11 protein-coding genes are annotated in these 22,260 nt (G+C 54.1%); 6 read left to right on the plus strand and 5 right to left on the minus strand.

Going from position 1 to position 22,260, the window contains the following annotated elements:
* The first annotated feature begins 298 nt into the window (after positions 1–298).
* A complete protein-coding gene (locus SH287x_RS10110) occupies positions 299–2,371 on the plus strand; it encodes a redoxin domain-containing protein (RefSeq protein WP_479518599.1) in 2,073 nt (690 codons plus the stop codon).
* A gap of 1,492 nt (positions 2,372–3,863) precedes the next feature.
* On the opposite strand, the gene SH287x_RS10115 is transcribed toward SH287x_RS10110, so the two are convergent.
* Complete coding sequence (locus tag SH287x_RS10115; RefSeq protein ID WP_479518600.1) at positions 3,864–4,886, minus strand: DUF1559 domain-containing protein; 1,023 nt, start codon at positions 4,884–4,886, stop codon at positions 3,864–3,866.
* Positions 4,887–5,274: 388 nt separating this feature from the next.
* Between SH287x_RS10115 and SH287x_RS10120 the strand changes: the two genes are divergently transcribed.
* The 3 genes from SH287x_RS10120 to truA all read left to right on the plus strand — a co-directional run bounded on the left by SH287x_RS10120 (position 5,275) and on the right by truA (position 8,941).
* Entirely contained in the window at positions 5,275–6,651 is a 1,377-nt protein-coding gene (locus SH287x_RS10120; RefSeq protein WP_479518602.1) for a dipeptidase, read from the plus strand.
* Between the two features lie 78 nt (positions 6,652–6,729).
* Positions 6,730–8,028 carry a serine--tRNA ligase gene (serS, locus tag SH287x_RS10125; protein WP_479518604.1) on the plus strand — a complete coding sequence of 433 codons (1,299 nt, stop codon included), beginning with the start codon at positions 6,730–6,732 and terminating at the stop codon, positions 8,026–8,028.
* A complete protein-coding gene (gene truA, locus SH287x_RS10130; protein WP_479518694.1) occupies positions 8,021–8,941 on the plus strand; it encodes a tRNA pseudouridine(38-40) synthase TruA in 921 nt (306 codons plus the stop codon). The genes serS and truA overlap by 8 nt, the downstream gene beginning before the upstream one ends.
* Here the strand turns inward: truA and SH287x_RS10135 are convergent.
* The 4 genes from SH287x_RS10135 to SH287x_RS10150 all read right to left on the minus strand — a co-directional run bounded on the left by SH287x_RS10135 (position 8,842) and on the right by SH287x_RS10150 (position 19,896).
* Positions 8,842–13,686, minus strand: a complete 4,845-nt coding sequence (locus SH287x_RS10135) for a hypothetical protein (RefSeq protein ID WP_479518605.1) — start codon at positions 13,684–13,686, stop codon at positions 8,842–8,844. The genes truA and SH287x_RS10135 overlap by 100 nt on opposite strands.
* Positions 13,687–13,855: 169 nt before the next feature.
* Complete coding sequence (locus tag SH287x_RS10140; protein ID WP_479518607.1) at positions 13,856–16,288, minus strand: hypothetical protein; 2,433 nt, start codon at positions 16,286–16,288, stop codon at positions 13,856–13,858.
* A 174-nt stretch (positions 16,289–16,462) separates the two neighbouring features.
* Complete coding sequence (gene lysS, locus SH287x_RS10145) at positions 16,463–17,935, minus strand: lysine--tRNA ligase (RefSeq protein WP_479518608.1); 1,473 nt, start codon at positions 17,933–17,935, stop codon at positions 16,463–16,465.
* Positions 17,936–18,522: 587 nt separating this feature from the next.
* On the minus strand, positions 18,523–19,896 hold the full coding sequence (locus SH287x_RS10150) for a Gfo/Idh/MocA family oxidoreductase (protein ID WP_479518610.1): 1,374 nt from the start codon (positions 19,894–19,896) through the stop codon (positions 18,523–18,525).
* A 163-nt stretch (positions 19,897–20,059) separates the two neighbouring features.
* Between SH287x_RS10150 and SH287x_RS10155 the strand changes: the two genes are divergently transcribed.
* Together SH287x_RS10155 and SH287x_RS10160 are read left to right on the plus strand one after the other, a co-directional pair.
* Entirely contained in the window at positions 20,060–20,989 is a 930-nt protein-coding gene (locus SH287x_RS10155) for a sugar phosphate isomerase/epimerase family protein (protein WP_479518611.1), read from the plus strand.
* Positions 20,990–21,211: 222 nt separating this feature from the next.
* Positions 21,212–21,934 (plus strand): OmpH/Skp family outer membrane protein, encoded by a 723-nt coding sequence (locus SH287x_RS10160; protein ID WP_479518612.1) that lies wholly within the window; start codon positions 21,212–21,214, stop codon positions 21,932–21,934.
* Positions 21,935–22,260: the final 326 nt, after the last annotated feature.

The following is a 22,260-nucleotide window of genomic DNA, read 5'->3' on the forward strand; positions in this document are numbered from 1 at the left end:
TCGCAAAATTCTCCCGGGTAATCCCCCCTATCAAAATAGCGTCACTCCGCATGCCAGAGCTTTTTATCTGCCGTTCTTCTCTCAAATTGAAACCTCAGGGACAACAAGTCGGTAATGGATGCAAGAACTGGGAAGAATGCGTTCATTGGGCAGTCTTTCTGAGCCTGCCTGGCCTGGGGGAAATCAGTTCTGATGGGGCACTCATTTTTCAATCGAAGATCAGTGCTTGTCAGGGAGGAATCCCCTCAAAACACCGTATTGAATTCTTAGACCGTATTGAATTCTCAGGAAGTTTGACGTGCGACAACGACTCTCCGTAAAGCAGTGCAATCCATTGGCAAACAGGACGGTCGCCAATCTGTTGGCCGGATTCCTTCTGGCTGGCGCCATGCTGGGCATATGGCCCACCCAATTGCTGGGCATGTCGCCCACTGATCAAGCCCAAAACTCTTCCACAACACAGCCACCATCCCGCTCGGCCTCAACTCCTGAAACGGCCACAGCCACAGCAAAGACTGCTGCAGAGACTGATGCGGCAAAGCCACCTCAACACCAACCCCTCTGGAATTGCCAGCTTCTTGACCAGAATTCTCAGGTTCATTCCTTCCGTGAAAAGTCAGCCGCCGAGTGGCGCGTGGTCGTGTTTATCAATGGAGATTGCCCCATTGCGCGCAGCTATCTTCCGGAATTGAATCGACTCTATCAAAAGTGGAACGACGGATCAGACACCCTCACCTTTCATGCGATCTGGTCAGTTCCCACTCAATCCCATGCGGAGTTGCGGAAATATGCGAAGGAATACGAGGTCAGGTTTCCCATCATCTTTGACCCCTTGGCTCAACTCGCCCGCGCCCTGGTTCCCACTCATGTCCCTGAAGCTTTTATTCTCGATCGGACAGGGAAGATCGTTTACCGCGGAAGGATCGATGAGCGCTGGGCTTCCCCGGGCATTAAACGCACCGTGGTAAAAATACGTGATCTGGAATCTGCTGTCGAACGGCTGCGACTCAACCCTGCCGCTGAATTGGCTTCAACGCCCCCCGTGGGGTGCCTCATGGATGTGATTCCAGCCGAGGAATTGCTGGCTCCCGCCACAAAAAATACGGAATCGCATCTCACGTGGGCACAGGTCACCTCGTCCATCGTTCTGGCAAATTGCGGCCACTGCCATCAGAAAGGCGGGGTTGGTAACTTTTCTCTGACTCACTACGACGATGTGGTTCGCAATAAATTGCAGGTGATGGAAGAAATTCAATCACGCCGAATGCCCCCCTGGATGCCCGATGCGATCTGTGGCGAATTCATCGGACAGCGCGGACTCTCTGAACTGGAACGACGCGCCCTGACCACCTGGGTGGAACGTGGGACGCCCGCCGGGAGTCTGGATGAAGCCCCGGCCCTCGTTGAAACTCAAACAGAATGGGAACTGGGGCCTCCGGATCTCATCGTCGAGATGCCCGGAAAGTTCACCGTCGCGGCTGACGGGCCAGATCAATTTCAGAACTTTGTCATTCCACTCCACCTGGAAACAGACAAGGTCGTCAGCGCGATTGAGTTCAAACCCGGCGAAGCCAGCGTGGTGCATCATGCACTCTGCTTTCTGGATTCCCGGGGTGCTGCCAGAAAGCTGGATGCCCAGACTCCAGAAATGGGCTACAGCAGTTTCGGCAGCCCAGGCTTTCTTCCCTCCGGTTCGATAGGCGGCTGGTCACCGGGAAATACCCCTCGCCGGCTCAGCGGCCAGATGGGTCGCTATGTGAAGAAGGGGTCTGACCTCGTGTTGCAGATCCACTATCATTCGTCGGGAAAAGTGGCTCATGATCAGTCACGTATCGGGATCTACTTCACGAAATCCCCCAAGAACATTGCGGCTGCCGTTTGGACAGCCAGCTACGACATCAACATCCCCGCCGGCGAAAAACACTATCAACGACAATCCAGCTATCAGTTGCCTCAGCCCGTTCAGCTTTTAAGTGTCGTGCCTCACATGCACCTGTTAGGGAAGTCCTTCAAAGCGGAAGCTCACCTTCCAGATGGCACCATTCTCCCCATTATTGAGATTTCTCACTGGCGATACACCTGGCAGGACGAATTTCATCTGGCGAAACCCTTGTCGCTTCCCGCAAAGACAATACTAAAAATGACAGCCACGTGGGATAACTCCAGCGACAATCCCCTCAATCCTTTATCACCACCCCAGCGAGTCACCTGGGGCGAGCAGACCACGGATGAAATGGTCTATGGATTCTATCTCGTAGCGGCTGAAGAACCTCAAAAGCTGGTGCCGCTGGCTTTGGATAACCTCGCCAATGACCTGAAAAACCGAGCCACACACGGCCACCCCCTCCGCCCAATCTCAACAAAAAAATAGCCCCGATCAATCCCCCCCCCTCCCGACAGAAGCATTTACCCCCCTCGCCCATTCCGATGGGAGAGGGCCGGGGTGAGGGCTGTTTTCAATAGATATTCACTACATAAAAAACGCCTACTATCGCCAAGCATTTACTACGTAGGGTGCATGAAGCGCAGCGCAATGCACCAACTCTGAACGACTCGTTACAAGTAGCTATAAACTGTCATTAATCAGTAGGGTGGGTTAAGGCTCTGCGCAACCCACCAGCCTTACTAAAAAACATCTACCAACCACGATCCGCCCCCGCAAAAAACACTAACACTCTGGCGGCGTAAGACCCATTCGTGATTTAACAATCGACTTCATACGCCGCCCCAAACCCCGCGAGGGGACGAAAGTGGCCCCCGACCACTCTTGCGAGCAATCGGGGGCCGTGAAATTCCAGCATCGATCAGGGCCACCACGAAACATCACTCCACGAAGTCACCCTCGCAGGCATGATGCCGTCGGCCTGTCCGATTCAGTTTTGCTGAATCAAACGTGATTGTGTTGGCATCCCCTCGTCACAAGAAGTGGCGAATGAATAAGTGCCAATAAAAAACATTCAGTCGGGCATCAGAAGTGTTTTGCGTGAGCAACTCACCTTTGATGAACTGTTTGTCAGTCTCGAATTCGAGGGAAGCGTCCACAATCGGCGCTTCCGCCAATAGGAATGATTCCCCATTGGCAAAGGGTGGCCCTGACCGAGCCGATGGAGAGACTTCTGTCCGGAATCACAGGCGAAAAAGACCTCAACCTGCGAGGTGCACCCAAAACGAAGCCTCTCTACCCCATCACCCCTTGTTGCGCGAAATCGCACCCTTCTTTCCCATCTCATTCCGGCGCCCTGGCGGCGTAAGCCCCAAACGTGAACAAACAACCGACCCCCATACGCCGCCCCAAACCCCGCAAGGGGCTGGCGGCGCAAGACCCATTCGTGAACAAACAACCGCCCCTCATACGCCGCTCCAAACCCCGCAAGGGGCTGGCGGCGTAAGCCCCAAACGCCAACAAACAACCGACCCCCAAACGCCGCCACAAACCCCGACAGGGGCCGGGTGAGGGATTTTCCAATGGGCATTCTCAATACGAGAAACGTGCCTGGGATGCCTATTGATTTGGAGTATCTACGAATCGCTATTTAATCTTTGGCTCGCCTCACCCAGCCTCTCCCATCGGAATGGGAGAGGAGCAATTAAGTATTCGTAGGGTGCGTGAAACGCACCAGCTTTAGGTACCCCAAGTGATTTGATCGCCGATAGTCACTCTGGCATGTCTATTTATTGAGAACGTCCACCGAAAAGCCACTCACCTGGCACCACACGCCACCCTCTTCAAAAAAAAGCGGGGGTGGGAATGGCAAGAGGCCCGGTGATGAACATCACCGGGCCTCTTGATAGAAATCTCATCAGATCAGAATCACAGCCACTGGCAGAAACAGTGTGAGTGGCAGCAATCCCAAGAGAAGAAATTAGAACTCGCCAATGACGTTACCGTCGTTGATTGTGGAAAGCTGACGATAGAGAGTCAGGTCAACGTTTTCGCTGATGAATCGCACAGTACCATCACCCAAGAGGAAGTGAGCACCACCGGTGTGGAAGCTGGCAAAACCGTTTGTGTTATCACGTACGGTAGCAGTGGAAGAGTCAGTATCAGCGTTAATACGATAGAATGCATCACCCAAGCCGGTGGCGGTTCCTGTCCCATTACGATCAGCAGCACCTGCCCAAATGGCATGCCCAGTGTCTGTCGTAGCAGTATTACGAACCGTCCAGCGTTCACCGACCACAACACTGTTGGAGGTTCCATCGGTCATATCGCGGATACCAACGCGACTGTTTTCGCCGAAAATACCACGATAATCCTTGGATGAAACAGGAGTCACGGTGGTTCCTGTAATCGCTGCTGGAGTGCCATTATCAAAAACCCAGAACCCGCCAAAAGTGTAAACGGGAGGTGTGCCTGTACTGCTATAACGAATACCAGCGACACCAGGGTAGTTGGATCGGCCAAAAGTACTGGCAGTTGCAGCAACCGCAGCGGCTGGAGAACCCGTCAACACACTGACGTTAAGAACTTTGGCGTCACCAACGTCAGAAGGACAGCGAAGGGCAGGCGGAGTTGATGAGACAACAGTGCGGTTAATTGCTGGGGCAGTACCTGTGCTGTCATAAATGTCACGAGAGAAGTTGATGTTGTTGTAAAGTGGAGCCTGATCAACAAACGGCAGAATAAAGGCTCCCCAGCCCCATCCGCTATAAGCTCCTGCAGCATTCACACCAATGTAGCCAGGAGGGAAAACCAGAGCGTTGTCGTGGTAGTTGTGCAGGGCGAGGCCCAGCTGCTTCAGGTTGTTACGGCATTGTGTGCGGCGGGCTGCTTCGCGTGCTTGTTGAACGGCAGGAAGGAGCAGGGCAATCAGGATGGCGATGATGGCGATGACCACCAGCAGCTCGATCAAAGTGAAGCCAGACTTGCGAGAACCCATCTTCATGAAAGTTTCCACCTAAGAGAGAACGAACCGGTCATCAACCACCGAGGCTTCCAACACAGAAGCACCACAGGGTGACTCGTTAACGCCGAACAGAGTGCATATCCCGCGCCAATCTCAAGAACAACCGGCGGAGCATACAGATCAGGCCATTGACCTGATCCCACGACTCTAACCATGATCATACCCCGAAGGTTCGATAAAATACCTCGTCAAAAGATCATTTTCAGAGATTCTTAAAGGATGGTATTTCCACCTGCTGTTGCATTTACAAACACCTCACTTCAAGGCGCTTCAGTCAAAGACAATTTTGTGTACCATCTGCTTGAAATGAAGCAAAAAAATGCGCAACGGCATTCACTGACCCCTCTATTGAAAGACACTTGATCAAATGCAGATATCCCTACTCATTGATGCCTTAAATTTGCGTCAGGATGAATCTGTTGAACTTCTCAAACAACTTCTCGCCATCCCCTCCGTCAGTGCAGATCCTCAATGTGCTGAATCACTTCAACTCGCTGCTGCAACTTTGCGCGATTTGTTTGATTCTGCGGGCACAGGCTGGATCACGGAGATCATTCAAACGGCTGGCCACCCTATTGTTTGGGCACGCTACCGATCCCCCGGCAACACACGCCGGGCAATCGTTTATGGTCATTACGATGTCCAACCCGCCGATCCCTTAAATTTATGGACAACGCCCCCTTTTGAACCCACAATTCGCGAGGGAAAAATCTACGCCAGAGGAGCCACTGACGATAAAGGGCAGATGCTCACCCACATCCTCTCAGCCCTGGCCTGGATGCAAGTTGAAGGACGCCTGCCAATCGATCTCGATTACATCATCGAAGGGGAAGAAGAGGTCGGCTCCGAAAACCTGGAACGCTTCCTTGAGAAACATGCGGAAGATCTCCAAGGTGACGTCGCCATCATCAGCGACACCAGCCAATACGCTCCCGGCTGGCCCGCCATCACCACAGGATTGCGTGGGATTTTTGCCTGCGAAATTAAAGTCACTGGCCCGAAGAAAGACCTCCACAGCGGTGTTTTCGGCGGCGCAATTCCTAATCCCATCCGTGAACTCGCCCGCCTCCTTTCACTTCTTCACAACGACCAGAACCAGGTTCAGATTCCCGGCTTTTACGATGACGTCATCCCCCTGACGCCGGAAGATCGGGCAGGCTTTGCCGAACTCCCTTTTGAAGAAGCCGCATTTCTGAAAGAAACCGGGGCAGCGGGCCTGCATGGCGAGGCAGGATTCACTCCTCTTGAACAACGCTGGGCACGTCCCACTTGCGAATTTAATGGAATTTTCGGTGGCTACACCGGCCCCGGCCCCAAAACCATTGTTCCCGCTTCAGCCAGCGCCAAAATCACCTGCCGGCTGGTGGCCAATCAAAACCCGGATCAACTGATGAAGTCGCTGGAAACATTTCTGCGAACCCAACTTCATCCCGCCTGTCAATTAGAGTTCACCGGCGATCACGGCTGCCCGGCCTTTCTGATGGATCGTTCCAGTCCTTATCTGGAAGCTGCCAGCCGGGCGGTGGAGGCAAGTTTCGGGAAAACGCCAGTTTTGATTCGTGAAGGAGGCTCGATTCCCGTCGTGGCGACCTTCAAGCGACTTCTCGGACTCGATACACTCCTGCTGGGTTGGGGCCAGAATACCGACAACCTGCACAGTCCTGACGAACATTTCTCGCTGGAAGATTTCCATCGGGGAACATTGGCCAGTGCTCTGCTTTGGGACGAACTGGCCAAACTGTAGACCTTGCCTCAACACCATCGTCATTATTGACGCAGTCTTCATCTAAGCAATTTCGAGCCTCCCCTCGCGAAAGTCATCATGCTGGATCTTCAGTTTATCTGCGATAACCTTGATCTGATCACAAAGAATTGTGCTGATCGCAATGTGCAGGTCGACCTGTCACAGCTTCTGACTTTGCGGGATCAAAGAATCACGTTGATTCAGTCGGCGGATCAGGCCCGGCATGCACAAAAGGAGCTTTCCGCCGCGATTCCCAAGGTGACCGATCCTGCCGAGAAGCAGAAACTCGTCGCCGAAGGAAGGTCGCTTCGCGAGAAAATTGCGGCGTTTGAAGTCGAGCAGCAGGCAGTGGAAGAATCGCTGCGGCAGATCCAGGCGCAGGTTCCCAACCTGACCCACCCCGATGCACCCGTCGGTGCGGATGAATCATCCAGCTTAACGATTCGGACATGGGGCGAACCGAAGAAATTTGACTTCAAAGTTCGCGACCATGTGGAACTCTCGGAAATCTGTGACCTCATCGACTTCCATGCGGGGACGAAGGTCGCCGGGCATGGTTTCTATTTTCTCAAGAATGAAGCGGTTCTGCTGGAACTGGCGCTTGTCCAGTTCGCGATTCATAAGCTGGTCTCAAAGGGGTTCACTCCTTATATCACCCCCGATCTGGCACGTCAGGAAGTGCTCGAAGGGACAGGCTATAACCCACGCGGCAACGAAACTCAGATTTACTCGGTTACCGGGACAGATTTGAGCCTGGTTGCCACAGCAGAAATCCCCCTGGGTGGCTCGCTCAAGGACGAAATTCTCGACATCGAGCGGCTGCCAATTCGTATGGCCGGGTTATCGCACTGCTTCCGTACCGAAGCGGGGGCACATGGTCGCGCCAGCCGCGGGATTTACCGGGTTCATCAGTTTACCAAAGTGGAAATGTTTGCTTTTACGGCTCCTGATCTGGCAGCTTCCAATGCGATGCACGAAGAAATCGTGGCCATTGAAGAAGAACTCTTCCAGCAGTTAGGGATTCCTTATCGGGTTCTCGATACCGCCAGTGGCGACCTGGGGGCACCGGCTTATCGAAAGTTTGATCTGGAAGCCTGGATGCCTGGCCGTAATGAGTATGGCGAAGTGACCTCGGCATCAAACTGCACCGATTTCCAGTCGCGTCGGTTGGGAATCCGCTGCCGTGTGGCGGATAAAAAGGGAACGCAACACGTCCACACCCTCAATGGAACCTGCGTGGCGATCAGCCGGGCATTGATTGCCGTGCTGGAAAATTATCAACGAGCCGACGGCGGGGTTGAGATCCCTGAAGCCCTTCGCCCCTGGGTTGGCAAAGCAAGCATCGAGCCTCGAAAGCCCGTGGTTGCCTGTGAATGATCTTTCGCGAACATTGAAACTGACTATTGCCTACGACGGCACGGACTATTGCGGTTGGCAAACCCAGCCCAACGGCCCCAGCATCCAATCCACGCTGACCGACGCCATCTTCCGCTTTACAGGGAAGAAACCGGTGCTCTATGCAGCGGGGCGAACAGATGCGGGCGTCCATGCTGTCGGGCAGGTGGTCAGCTTCACAACATCGTCGCCGGTTCCGGCAGCCAACTTTCGGCCCGCCCTCCAGACCTGTTTACCTGATGACATTGTCATTCGATCGGCTGAAGACGTTGCCACAGGTTTTCATGCCCAGTTCCATGCCCGGCAAAAGACTTATCGCTACCTGTTTCACAACGCTCCGACATGGTCGCCGTTTTACAAACGATTTGCACTCTGGCATCGGACGCGACTCGATGAGCATGTCATGGATCAGGCGATACGCCAAATCGTCGGGACATTCGATTTTCGCAGTCTTGAAACTCAATGGCCGAATCGAAAGACCAGCATTCGCACAGTTTTAGCGGCTTCAGTCACACGCACAAACCAGTGGAACTTGTTGGGATGCCGGGACGTGTTGGGGTGCCAGAGCACTGTGCCGCAATCGGTGGAGCCTGATCCTGCGGGAGAGTTCCTTTGTATGGAAATTTCCGCCAACGGCTTTCTGTACAACATGGTGCGAACCATCGCCGGCACGCTGATCCATATTGGCCGAGGAAAATGGACAGCCAACGCCCTCAAAGAGATCGTGGATCTTCAAGACCGCCGCAAAGCAGGAGAAACGGCCCCGGCTCACGGGCTGTATCTCTGGAATGTGGACTATGGCACGACGTTGCGGACTCCTTCTGTTGTCGATGATGTAGAGGCAGGCGCAGGTGATGCGGGGGATGTTCCCTGTCCAGACGACGTCTTTGATTGAGGTGTCGCACTTGATTGCTTGGAGAGAGGGCGACTTCTTTCCTGTGATGACTCCTCGGCCAATGCTTCGTAATACTTCCGGACAAGCCGTTCATAGGCAGGTAAAGCACGGTCATCGAATGAATTGAGTAACTCTCCTCGCACAGACTCTGGCAGATGTCCCCAGACTTCAACCGCCAGCTTTCGCTTCCGTTCGGCCTCTCGCTGAGCACGTTCCCGTTCACGATGGCCGGCTTCAGAATCGCTGGCATTCTCGTTTTCGGAGCCGTTGGCGGTCTTTTTCTGATTCCGCGACTTCGAGTTATCAGCGTCATCCTGGGGATCAGATGCCTCTTGCGGACGGTTTCGATTTCCTCCCGCTTTGGTCGACGAAGATTCTGACTTTTGTGAGTCCTGCGACGACGAGGTCTGCTCAGAAGGTTGAGAAGACGACTGTGCCTGTTGGCGATCCAGTTCTTTGAGCAGTTGCTCCATGAGTTCCAGCGCCGCGATCTGATGGCGAGCGGCTTTTCCCTGGTTCACAAGGGCCTGCTCAGACTGAGTCACTTCGCTGATCAGTTGCTGTGCCAGTTGGGCAGGATCTTGGGAGAATTTGGCCGCTGGAGTCTCAGGACTCATCGTTTTAACAGGTTGTTTCTCTTCGGAAGCAGCCTGCGGGGATGGGGATTGATCGGGCAAAGTGGCGGCCCTCTGATTCGCTCCTTCTCCTGCGCGAATAGGGTCAGACGTCGTGAAAGCGGCCAACAGATTCATCAGCAAGTCTCTTAACTCCGCCTGCTCACGCACCAGTTGCTTCCGAATCAGGACAGGATCGCCCGCCGTCTCTCCCGCTTCCAGCAGTTGAGTTCGCCCCAGAAGATCGCTCTGCAAATCCTTCAGCAATCGCAGTTCGGCGGCTTTGGGCAGCAATTCCTGCAACGGCCCAGTCCCTTCATTGTTCCCTTCGGTTTTCGCTTGAGGGGTATCACCCGCTTTCCCCTCATTCGTCGCCTGCTCAGCCGCCCGAATTTCCTCCATGACGTGCTGAAGCGCCGCCATCCGTTTCAAAACCTGATCACTGTGAGTTCGTGCGGTTGGCTCCAATTCCCGTTTTCGTAGATCCTGACTGACCTCCGTGAGCTGCCCTGCAATCTGCCGGAGCGCCCACGAAAAAACTTCAGCCGCTTTCAAAGATTCAGCCAGCCGGGCAACATCGGCTTGTAAGGCCTCCTCGGCATCAGCCAACCCGAGAATCGTTTTTAACTGTGATCGACTGAATTGCCCCGCAGTCCCTCCCAATTCAGCCAGTCGGAGCAACTCGGCATGGAGTGCTGTTTGCCGCTCATAAAAGAAATTTAACTGATCGCGGAGTTGAATCATCTTTTCCGAAAGAAGTTTTTCTTCAAGCATCTTGCGTTCACGAGCCATCTCACGAGTGGCTTGCTCGATTCGTTCAGTACGTTCCTTTTCCAACCGCTTCAGTTCGTCATGGGCAGCCTGGCGGTCTTCGGAAGTCGAAGAACGATCACTATTTTTTTTGGACAATTGAGCCAATTGTTTCGATCGCTCTGCCGCTTGGCGCAAAGTTTCGGCTGGCCTCTTTAATCCCAGTTGCTGCGTGCGCTTGACCAACTCCTGATCACGTTCACTCTGATCTCGTTGACTCTGTTCGCTCTGCTCGACTTGTTCTGCTGAGGAAAGCTCCTCCCGGCTGCGGGTTTTGAACAACTCTTCGCGGACGTCCGTTTCCAAATCCTTGATCTGCTTGAGAAGTTCCTCATTCGCTTCAGGCGGGGTCTCGTTCCATTGCTGCTGCAATCGCTCCAATGCCGCTCCCACTTCCCGCTGATGCTCTACAGCTTTGCCCAACTGATTCATGCCCAATCGCTCGGCAGCCTCTCGCGCCAGTTCACTGATTCCAGACTCGTCAAACTCACTGGCAGCAGCATCCAGTGGCGACAGTCCCTCTGTTTCAGAAGCAGCGGCTTGATCCTGAAGCTGTTTCAGCCCTTTTCGCCATTGGTCAATCCTCCCTGCGATCACCCGTTGCCGGTCACGCAGCGAAGAAAGCTGGCTTTTCTGTTGAGCGTTCAGTTCCATCTCGCCACGAGCAATGGTCTCGGCTTCCAGTTCCGTCGTGGCTCGACTCAACTCCTCCTGCGTACTTTTCAAAGATTCCAGATCCCGCTGAAGTCCACGCTCACCTTCCCATCTCGCCAATCCGGAAATCATCTCACTGGCCTGATCAATGGCCCGCTGCTGCTCATGGCGAATGGCCTGTGACAATTCACGCAGTTGATCAGGCGATGACGCGTCTTGGGGAACAGATACCGAGGTCAAATCGCTGGCCTTGGCCAACGGGCCATTTGCCAGTTCTTCCAATGACTGCTCGACCTGCTTCCATTGGGTGACTTGTGAAGAATCCGACAGTTCATTTTGCAGGCTTTCCTGCCAGAGTCGCTCGAATTCCGGACGGATCTGCTCTGCGACATGCTTGATCGCCTGCTGATGGGTTCGAGCCAGTTGGCGCCACTGTTCGTCTCGAAGATGTCCCGCTTCCAACGACGAAGAGGCTGACCGAGAACTCTCAACTCCTTCTCCCTCTAAGGGAGAAGGTGGCCGCAGGCCGGATGAGGGGCTTTGTGTTGGCTTGGGAAGCACCGATGATCCATCCCCCCCTTCACCCCGGCTCTCTCCCACATGAGAAGTGGGAGTTTTCTCCAACGACGGAGTGCTATTTGAAGTCCTCGCTCTATTTGCCGCAGCTTCCCACTCAGCAGCTTGAGTTTGCCCCTGCTGTATCCGGCTTCTCAGTTTTCTCAATTCTTCGACCTGCGCCATCGTCCGGTCGGCAAGTTCCTGCTGTTTTTGCTGAGGGGAAAGAATGGTAATCCACCGGATGATACTGCGGCCTTCATGGGCCGATTCCCCAATCCCATTCACAGAAGGCGAACCAGACAATTGATAAGCGTCACGAGCAAAAGCCACGACCGACAGACGTATCCCCTGCCGGGTTTCTCCGGTCTCATCGCTGGCCGGGAGCATGATCTGGGACAGATCAAGGACCGAATGAACACGCTGCTGAACAACCGGCTCAGCGGCTTCACCCGGCTTTTCCTGATCCCCACCCGTTGTCTTCCAGCTTTCGTGAATCTCCCATCGCGGGGTTCCTTCAAACCGGTATGCAAACCCCACTTCCGTCAGGCCCCGGTCATCACGTGCCACCGCTTCAAGACCGACTTTGGCACGAGCCGTCACAGTCAAATCAACCGTAGGAGCTTCCCATTGCACGACAGGAACCTGATCGGCCACCACACGAAAAGGATGACGCGTCAGTTCCTTCGCGTGAATGCCAGTGGAATCCACCAGTTCAACCGCCCATGTTCCCGACCCCGGTTGCATGACAGGAAAGACCCCGGTGAGGCTCTGACGATCCCCGGCAATAGCAAGCTTGAGAGACTTCCCGTCGCCAAACAGAATCCGACCTTCGGTCACTGGTCGAGAAGCCCAGCCAGAGAGCGAAACACGCGTCCCGACAGCCGCTTCAAAACTCCCCACATTCTCAGGAAGTTCTAACGCGGGCTGCTTGAGGTACGCGGGCGGCTCCAGCCGTAATTTGAACGACTCCAACCGCACGGCTTCCATCCCGGCAATCACTCTCCAGGGCATCGAATCATCGTCACCACCAACAACCCGAAAGGCGAGATGTGGGGAATGAATGACTAAAGGAAAAGAGGCCACATCGACAGTTGTTTTTCCCGATGATTCTGGAACTTTCCAGGCAGAAATCTGCCGGGGAAGCACCCGCTCCACAGGAATGTCCCCAGGGAGATGGGCAATCACACGCCCCTCTTTTGAAAATGTGTCAGGAAGATTCGCCACTTCCAGCCGGATATCATCAGGAAGTTCCCCACGAACATTGGTAGCAAAGATGTTGAGAGTGCTTCCCAAAAGTTGAAACTTCGGGAATTTCTCCGCACGAACTTCACTTGCTCGCTGCTCAGCCGTCATGCGCTGCCAGACGGCTTGTCTCTGCTCGGTCCCTGGAACCACACGGTGTGCCTCATCGGGAGCGACAAACAGACGGAGCTTCACCCGCTGTGGCCACACCACGCTCGTCAACGGATTGTAAACCCGTACTAAACCTGTCTGGCTCCACTGGGGAAAGCAGACGATGAACAAGCCGTAGCAAACAATGACAAAGACAGCACTGTTGACTAACCATAAGGTGCGTTGCTCATTGATTACGATGCCCGCCAGGCGACGGGGAAGTCGTGAGGAGGCTTGCTCCACCGCCATCTGCTGCAACTCAACGGAACCAGTGGCTTCTGAAAAGCCTTCAGCCGAGAACGCGGCTCCGCTTGCCAGACGATCCGACCATTGAGGATGCCCCGCCTCGAGTCTCTGCCCAAGAAGAATAGAGTCCATACGCGATGAACGAAACGGCTGCCAGAGCCTCTTTAACCACCAGATGACGCTCGCGAGAATCACGGTGAAAGGAAACCATCGAGACAGCAAATCGCTGGGCCGCCACCAGCTATCAAAGATCATCGCGACCGCTGTCATCACCCCCACACACAGGATGAGAGAGGCGAGGGTTTGCAGGGAATGATGCCACAACACCGTACGTTTCAGGTCAGAAAGAGCGGCTTGCAGGCGCGCACCCGCTATGCGCCACGCACCATGTGAACGCCGATCAATGGCATGGCTCGCCCGTTCCCAAGTGTCAGGAAAGGACGTTCCTTCATCGTTTCTGACACTCTCCATACCCCATCCCTCGATGGTTGTTTCCCTCAATCACTGGCTGGCCTGTCACTACTGATCTGTCACTGCCGGCTGTCACTCTGAAGACATGAAAACTCCAACCCGGCAGACCGTACGATGCTACGCTGAAACCAACAGGTCACAGAAAGACCCTGCTTCTATCATCGTCCTATCATACCAGCCGCCACCTCCTCCGAAGCCCCCATTCCAGACAAATTGTCCCCGTGAGGACAACGAGCACCTCCCAGCGGTTCCACAGGCGGATCATCCGTTCGGCTTCCACAGGAACGGCTCGTGTTTGTGGCAGTTGGCCCACAATTTCATCGAGCTTTTCCAGAGGAAGTGAAACCCCCTGCGTCAATTGGGCGGCCAGTTCCAGATCCGCCACATTCGCTGACTTCGCCAGGAGTTCCCGTTGTGGTGCCGTGACTGTCACCTTGAGTGGCTTCAGGCTGGCCATCAACTGAGGGTCTGCTAATCGAATCAATGACTCTCCCTCTTTCAGCCCGGTCAGCTCGGCAGAAAAATAGAGTTCCGCCCGCCCTGTCCGCCGTAACTCAATGAGTTGACGTTGACCATTAGCCGCCTCCACTTCAACCTTCACGCTGGCGAGATCTGAAGAGAGGATTCGTTCGTCAAGAATCTCCAGTAGTAAATGGATCGTCTCACCAACTTCATACGTTGAACGATCAGCAGTAAACCGCAACGGTTGTTGATCGTCACCGCTGCGATGGCGACTCATGAAGCGGATGGCCTGGATCCAGTATTTGCCAAACAGACTGTCGCCGATGCGAAACCGCCACCGCCACGTTTCATCCGTCGCCTGGTAAAGAACTTTTCCGCTCCCCACACGTTGCAGAATGATCAGCGGTTCGTTGGGCTGACCTCCTGACCCCAGACGCTCGGCAAACACGACGGCTGCCGGCTTTAATGCGTTAATACGCACCGACCATAACCAGGGGGCCAGATCATTCCAAATTAACTGGTTTTCTGCAGGAGTCATGGCGAATCGAAACAGCTTTGTCCCCTGCCGTCCTTCAATCGTCAGTGCAGGATGGAAAGGCTCTGTCGCATCGCCTGGACGTTGGGCATCAGTCACTCGAAAGGGAAGCAATCGTTCCAGCGAGGTGCCGCCCCATTTCCACGGGTTGTTCAGTTCTCCCGCAATAACAATCAGTCCGCCCCCCTGATCACGAACAAAACGATCCAGAAGTTCGAGACTGGAAGGACTCAGCAAAGTGGGATCAATGTCCCCTAAAATCACAACATCCAGCGTATCAAAGTCTTCTTGACGTACGGGAAAGTTCCGAATGGCTGTCCGATCTTCTTTGGCATAATCCAGATCGGCATCCTGCAAAAGCGTCTGCAATTCGATGGACTGATCACGCTCGAGAAACTGTTTCAGAAAACGGAACTCATAGCGGGGTGCCGACTCCACCAGCAGAACTCGTAACTTGTCCCCACGAACTTTGACTACGCGCGACAGCCGGTTGTTATCGAGGTTCTGTTCCTGGGCAAGCCCTTCAACTTCCATAACCAGGCGATACTCTCCGGCTTGCTCAGGCGTCCACGACAACTCAACAGAGACCGGCTTGCCTGATTCAGTCGTCCCTTTCTCTGTCGCCAAGACAGCGCCACTGGACTCATCTTTCAGCAGGACATTGACAGGCGTTGGGGCCAGGCCACTGGCTCGAATTCGTCCCGTGACAATCAGAGGGTCACCCACAAAAGCCACGTCATCTGCCAGAAACTCGGCGAGTTCCAGATCCATTGGCACATCCGGATTTCCCACAGAAATCGGGTAAAGCGGGATTCCGCGTGTGACCAAAAAACCGACACTTGCAGAAAGGCGGTCACCGCTGGTGGGGTTGGGAACTCCGTCTGTGAAAATCATCACTGCCGCAAGAGGACTCCCACGCAATTCATCAATCACTCCCGCCAGCGAGGGGCCAATCCGTGACTCCACTCCTTGCGGCAACAACGATTCCAAAGCGAGATGCGGCTTGTCGGTGATCTCAACCCGCTGGGCGTTGGCTGAGAATTGATACAGCCTGACCTGATAGTTTTTTTTCACCCGGCGAAAAAACTCATCCGAGCCTCGACCAAGAGCCTTTTTTACGGCATCCAATCGTGTAATCGCTGTCGATGGTTTAACACTTGTCGAAGCGGGAGACAAAGGTGTCTTACCGGAAAGTGTCTTCGGATCAATATCCGCGATCGACATACTGGCTGACGTATCAATCAGAATGGGGAGGATCGGAAGTCCCGTTTCCCGGATAGCCAACGCGGGAAGCGAAAGCAGGCCCACAATGATCAACACGCTGGAGAGCCTGAGCATCACCAGAATCAGTCGCTTTGCAGCCGGAAGCGTGGCACTTTGTCGCCAGAGAACATGGGCCAGTAAAAACAGAACAGCCCCAAGAGCCAGCCAGGGCAACCAGCTCGGCAGGTGATCTCCGACCAGCCAGCGGAAGGGGCCTTGGGTGGTGAGATTCACCTCTAACTGACGCTCTGAACCAACACGGGACGCCGATGCAGGGTCATGGAGAAACGAAGAACCAAGGTACCAGGCGATGCCGTCGATGAGCCATTGCGGCAGTCCCATACGAGAACTCATTCCTGGAAGATCAGATCGGCGGTTGACTGAAACTCAGAGTGCCGCAAGAGCATTGGCAGCACTCTGAAAGTGATCAGGCAAATCGAAGACTTCTCCCCAGCATACCCTGAAGGGCCTGATCATCGATAGGCCCTGTCCTGCCAGAATCCGTCAGCCGAAGCCTCAGTTCGCGGCTTCAACTTCAGGCTTCAACAGTGGGAAGAAAATCACATCGCGAATCGTCTTGGTGTTGGTCAGGAGCATGACCAGGCGGTCAATCCCGATCCCCATCCCGCCCGCGCATGGCATCCCCACCTTCAAGGCCCGTACAAAATCATGATCCATCTTGGCCATCGAATCTTCTTCGGCCAACCCATCAAGCTGCGTCTTGAAAAGATCTTCCTGCAGCCGGGGATCGTTTAATTCTGTATAAGCATTCGCCAGTTCCAGCCCATGGATAAATAACTCGAATCGCTCGGCAATTTCCGGCTGGCCATGCTTGCGCTTGGTGAGCGGGCACATACTGGAAGGATAGTCAATCACAAAGACCGGCCCTTCCAGATGATCCTCCACCGTGGCTTCAAACACGTCGTTGACAATCACGTCGTGGTGGCGACCTTCGGTGGGGATATGCAGCTTCCTGGCCACATCCGCCACAGCCACAGCGTCGTGCATATCGCACCCCGCATGCTTGAGGAACAGGTCGCCATACTTCGCCCGCTGGAATGGCGGTGTGAAATCAAGCGTCTTGTCACCCCATTCCACAACGGTCTTGCCGTCGTTGGCCGCCTTGCAAGCCTCAGAAATGAGCTTTTCCGCCAGTTCCATCATGATGTTGTAATCAGCATAAGCCTGATACAACTCGATCATGGTGAACTCAGGGTTATGCGTCGCATCCACCCCTTCATTGCGGAAGACACGGCCAATTTCATAGACGCGTTCAATGCCGCCCACCATCAACCGCTTCAGATGCAACTCCAGCGCAATTCGCAAATAAAGCGGGATATCAAGGGCGTTGTGGTGCGTCACAAAGGGACGCGCCGCAGCTCCACCAGCAACCGCATGCAGGACCGGAGTCTCGACTTCAAAAAACTCCTGACCACGCAGCGTCTGGCGGATCGAATCAATGATTCGCAACCGCTGCAGCATCCGGGGCAGCACCCCTTCGTTATAGATCAAATCGAGATACCGCTGCCGCAGCAGGGTTTCAATATCATTTAGTCCGTGCCACTTTTCCGGTGGCTGGGCAAGACTCTTTCCCAGCACATGCAGCTTCGTCGCCAGAACAGTGACTTCGCCCGTATTCGAAAGACGCAACGTCCCATCAACCCCCAGCAGGTCGCCTGTCTGGAAGCATTCCATCAGGTTCCACTGTTCTTCGGCAATATCCTTCTTCGAGATCATCACCTGAATACGCCCGGTGTAATCCTGAATCGTGCCGAAGCGCAGCTTGCCTGAATCACTCCAGCGAATAATACGACCGGCCACACGAACGGCTTCCCCCTCGACGCCCTTTTCTGAAGGACACTTGGCGCGGGCTGCATCAATGTGCATATGGCCATCAAATCGCTGGCCCCAGGGGTCATGCCCCAAGGCTTCCATACGTTCGAGCTTTTCCAACCGGGCAGCAAGCAGATGATCTGGAGTATCAGACATTTCGAGTTCTTTTCTTGAGAGTTCACATGAAGGCCCCAACTATCGGGAAGCCCGTGTCAGAATGCAAACGTGAGAGTGAGGGTTTGTTCGTTGGCTTGGGGAAGTCGTACAAACGAAGAGTCTGCCCAGGAACCATCAAACCCTTCACCGCCCTCTCCTCCGCAACAGGACACAGCTCGCAGCAAACGGGATCGCACCCATTTGCTGACGTGAGTGATTCGCCGGTCGATTCACTCTGAGGCCGATTTTGTCGGGAGAGTTGTTAAGCAATCTGTGCCGCAAAGACGTCTGGTTTTAACCAACTGATACGCATTTCAATTTGAAATAGCGCTCTGCGTGCCATGCTTGCAGCTTTGGATAAGCATGTTTTTGAGATCATCAACGCGCTATTTCAAGTTGCGATTCGTATGAGATGATGTGCTGATTGAAAAGAGTGAGTTCTTCACGAAAATCCAGCGAATTCCACACGTAAAAAAAGGGGCACTCCGATCAAACCGGAATGCCCCCGCAATCTTCAAAGATAAAATCTTCAGCACACCGTGAATTCTCGCGATCACTGAAGAAAAGACGACATCACCAGGGGAAAATCACACAAACTGAGTCAGTCCCGGCATGCCAACGGGTTCCACAGGAAGTGAACCCCATTCATAGCTCTTGGGCCCCAGCACTTCCTGGCTGTTCATCGCTTGTTCCCAGGAGATTTTCTGGCCGGTATATGCCGACATCCGGGACATAATAGCGAGCATAGTACTATAGCACATATACTGCCCATTATTAATAGGTTCGCCCTTGCGGATTGAAGCAAACAGCTCATCGTGCTCGGTTTGATACATATTATTTTTGGGGCCTTCGTACTTCCAGATCTGCTTACCATCACGGTCATAGATCCGATGCTTGAAGATATCCGCCCGGCCAGTCGTCCCGAGAACATGATCACTGACGTCAACCTGCGTTCCATCCTGCTGACGGCAACGGAAGAACATCTTTACGCCATTGGCATACTCATAAGTTGCGGCAAAGTGGTCATAAATATTGCCAAACTCAGGCCCAACGCGAACCTGACGGCCGCCGGTGGCGCTACAGACAACCGGTGGTTCATCCTTCATGGCCCAGGCCATTTTATCCAGGCTGTGAATCGCCTGTTCGTTCCCGTGATCTCCTGAGAGCCACGTGAAGTAGAGCCAGTTACGCACTTGCCATTCCATGTCACTCCACTCGGGCTTGCGGGGTTTGCGCCACAAGCCGCGGGTGTCGTAACTACACTGCATCGAGACGATATCGCCAATCGTGCCTTGATGAATCTGATCGAAAGTCGCCCGCATGCCGTTGTCATAACGCCAGCAAAGCCCGGACACCACAGCCAGCTTCTTATCAGCCGCCTGCTTGGAAATTTCCATGACAGCGCGAACGCCAGGAGCATCCACCGCAATCGGCTTTTCAACAAACATATGCACGCCAGCATCAAGCGCCAGCTTCATATGCTCAGGACGAAAATGGGGTGGCGAGCAAAGCAGAATGACATCAACACCAGATGCCAGCAGGTTTTTGCAGCCCTCAAAACCCGTGAATTTATGGGCGTCATCAACCGTAATCCGATCCGCAAAATCTGCGTTGGATTGGAGATTCTTCAAACTGTTTTCAATATTGTCGCCAAACGCATCCGCCATCCCGACCAGCTTGACGTTCTTATCAGCCGACAACGCCTGAGCAGCTGCCCCGGTCCCACGACCGCCGCAACCCACCAGACCAACACGCAAAGTGTCATCTACAGCCGCGTAGGCTCGGGTCGCAATTTGTGACGCTAAAACCGTCGCACCAGCAACGGCCGTTGACGTCTTAAGAAAATCTCGGCGATTCGCATTCAACGAAGACATGTGAGAGACGGTGTCAGTCATCAAAACCTCGGCAGGATGAGAAAAGGCGGGTGTGGATGAAACCAAGCGGATTGACTTTTCCGCCACGCATACTGTACCAGATTGTCTACACAAATCGCGAGACCCTGTTTTAAAAAACTGGGAGACACCCTTTTTGCTCAGAAAACTCAGACAAAATGGGATCTCCCGTCGTACGTCAGGCAATGTAAAAACTGTTTGAAGAATATCGAACTCAACAGAAAGTCCAGGCATGAACCGTCGATCATTTCTCGTGACCGCTGCAACGACCGTCACTGCAAGTGCCGTGTTGGCACAGTCAGAAGTTGCCAGGTCAGCCGATTCCCCCGCAGTCACTCCCGTCCCCGCTGCCAAAGGGCCACTTTGGAAAGCAGTGAAATACAGCATGGTCGGCGTCAAAGGAACGATTGCTGAGAAATTCGCAGCAGTTAAAGCCGCGGGATTTGATGGCATCGACATGGACGCCCGCGTCGCCGACAAAAATGAAGTGGTCGAAGCCGCCAAATCCACCGGCCTCAAAGTCCACGGCGTGGTCGATTACGATCACTGGAAATTGCCACTCTCCAGTCCTGACGCAGAGGTTCGGGCCAAAGGACTGGCTGCACTTGAAGAATCATTGCACGATGCCAAGCTGTATGGCGGTGATAGCGTCCTGCTCGTCCCAGCCCTCGTGAACAAGAAAACCTCCTATCAGGACGCCTATCAGCGTTCACAAACCGAGATTCGCAAGGCTCTGCCATTGGCCCAGAACCTGGGAATCAAAATTCTCTTTGAAAACGTCTGGAATAACTTCCTGCTGAGTCCGCTCGAATGTGCCCGCTATATCGATGAATTCGAGTCACCTTTGGTCGGCAGCTATTTCGACGTGGGCAACATCGTGAACTACGGCTGGCCTGAACACTGGATTCACACGCTGGGGCACCGCATCGGCAAGCTGGACATCAAGGAATTCAGCCGTTCCAAAGCCGATAAAGAAGGGCGTTACGCCGGCTTTGGCGTGCAGATTGGCGAAGGAGAATGCGATTGGCCAGCAGTCCTCACGGCCTTAAAAGAGATTGGCTACTCTGGCTGGGCAACCGCTGAAGTCGGCGGAGGCGGCGAAGATCGCCTCAAAGACATTTCAACCCGCATGGACAATATCTTCACGACGTGGAACGCCTGATCGACTCCTGAGTGGTTCGTTTCCCGCTGGAAAAAGTGGTTATCGGGCACAAATTTCGGCAGTTTCTGCGGCGAAACCCCCTTCTGGCGGGTTTCGCCGTTTTTTTATGGCCTCATCTGGGGGAACAACTCCGACTCCCTCTGGACAAGATTTTTCAAAGGGACGACACAAGGGAACATCGTCATGCGTCAACCCACCTCTCTTTTCACAAGAGTCGATCCCATGTCCAAATTGCAGGCCTCTCCTTTAGCTTCAATCGCTTTCTCCAACCGGCTCTCAGCTTTCGGCCGAGCATTAGCCGCCCCTGTGCTGGGAGCTGGCTTGATGATGGCTGGTGCCAGTGGTTGCAACACACAAACATCATCAACAGCAGTGGCTGTCGTTGATCTCGACAAGGTTGCCGAACTCACCGGCGTGACCACCCAGATCAAGGAAAAGCTGGCTGCCAAAGAGCAGTCGTTAAACACTGAATTGCTCTCCGCACAAACCCAGCTTCGCCAGGAACTTGTGAATCGCAAGAATGCTGCTGGTGAAAAACCATCTCAGGAAGACCTGCAAAAACTTCAGCAGTTTGAAGCCAATGCCAACCGTGCCTTGGGAGCCGCCCGCAACAAGGCCAAAACACTTCTGGATCAGGAACGCCTGAAACTCGTGGCCCAATTCCGCGATCAGATCAAACCGGTCGTCATGGAACTGGCCCAGGAAAAAGGCTATTCCGTTGTAATCCCGAAAAACGATGGCCTGCTTCTGGCGATTTCTCCCGGTGCCGAAATCACTGAATCGGTTGCGACCGCCGTCGGACGGGGAACCATCAAGCTGACCACCACCACTGCCACCGCCACCGCGAAAGAGCCTGTGTCAGCCGCTCCAGCGCTGCCCGCAGATCACGAACCCGCCCCCGCTGCAACCGACACCGCTGCGGCTCCTGGCTTCCCCAGAGAATAGAGCCATTGGTGGCCAACACGTCCTTGAGTTGGCCACCTGCTCACCGCTCGAAAATCCCATCATTGAACGCCGAAGTTGCCTCTGAAATTTCAGAGTGACACCTTCGGCGTTCTTGCTTTCTCTCTCCTGTTTTTGCCAGATCATGTGTGCCAGTTCTTGTGTGCCGGAACAGGCCCCGTTTTAAGCAGAACCTTGAGAAAAATCGCTACAGCCGATTTATTCGTGTCAACCAGCCCTTAGATCACAGCCGATAGCAGATGATGAACAGGTCTGGAGTCACACCATTCAGGCCAGACAGGTGATCAACGGCAAAAATGCCCGTGACA

It is taken from the genome of Planctopirus sp. SH287 (assembly GCF_056500625.1).

Excerpts from the sequence above, each read along its gene's own strand:
- SH287x_RS10155 (WP_479518611.1), top strand. The coding sequence starts at position 20,060 with ATGAACCGTCGATCATTTCTCGTGACCGCTGCAACGACCGTCACTGCA.
- SH287x_RS10135 (WP_479518605.1), bottom strand. The coding sequence starts at position 13,686 with ATGGAGAGTGTCAGAAACGATGAAGGAACGTCCTTTCCTGACACTTGG.
- SH287x_RS10140 (WP_479518607.1), bottom strand. The coding sequence starts at position 16,288 with ATGGGACTGCCGCAATGGCTCATCGACGGCATCGCCTGGTACCTTGGT.
- SH287x_RS10120 (WP_479518602.1), top strand. The coding sequence starts at position 5,275 with ATGCAGATATCCCTACTCATTGATGCCTTAAATTTGCGTCAGGATGAA.
- lysS (WP_479518608.1), bottom strand. The coding sequence starts at position 17,935 with ATGTCTGATACTCCAGATCATCTGCTTGCTGCCCGGTTGGAAAAGCTC.
- SH287x_RS10160 (WP_479518612.1), top strand. The coding sequence starts at position 21,212 with ATGTCCAAATTGCAGGCCTCTCCTTTAGCTTCAATCGCTTTCTCCAAC.
- serS (WP_479518604.1), top strand. The coding sequence starts at position 6,730 with ATGCTGGATCTTCAGTTTATCTGCGATAACCTTGATCTGATCACAAAG.
- SH287x_RS10115 (WP_479518600.1), bottom strand. The coding sequence starts at position 4,886 with ATGAAGATGGGTTCTCGCAAGTCTGGCTTCACTTTGATCGAGCTGCTG.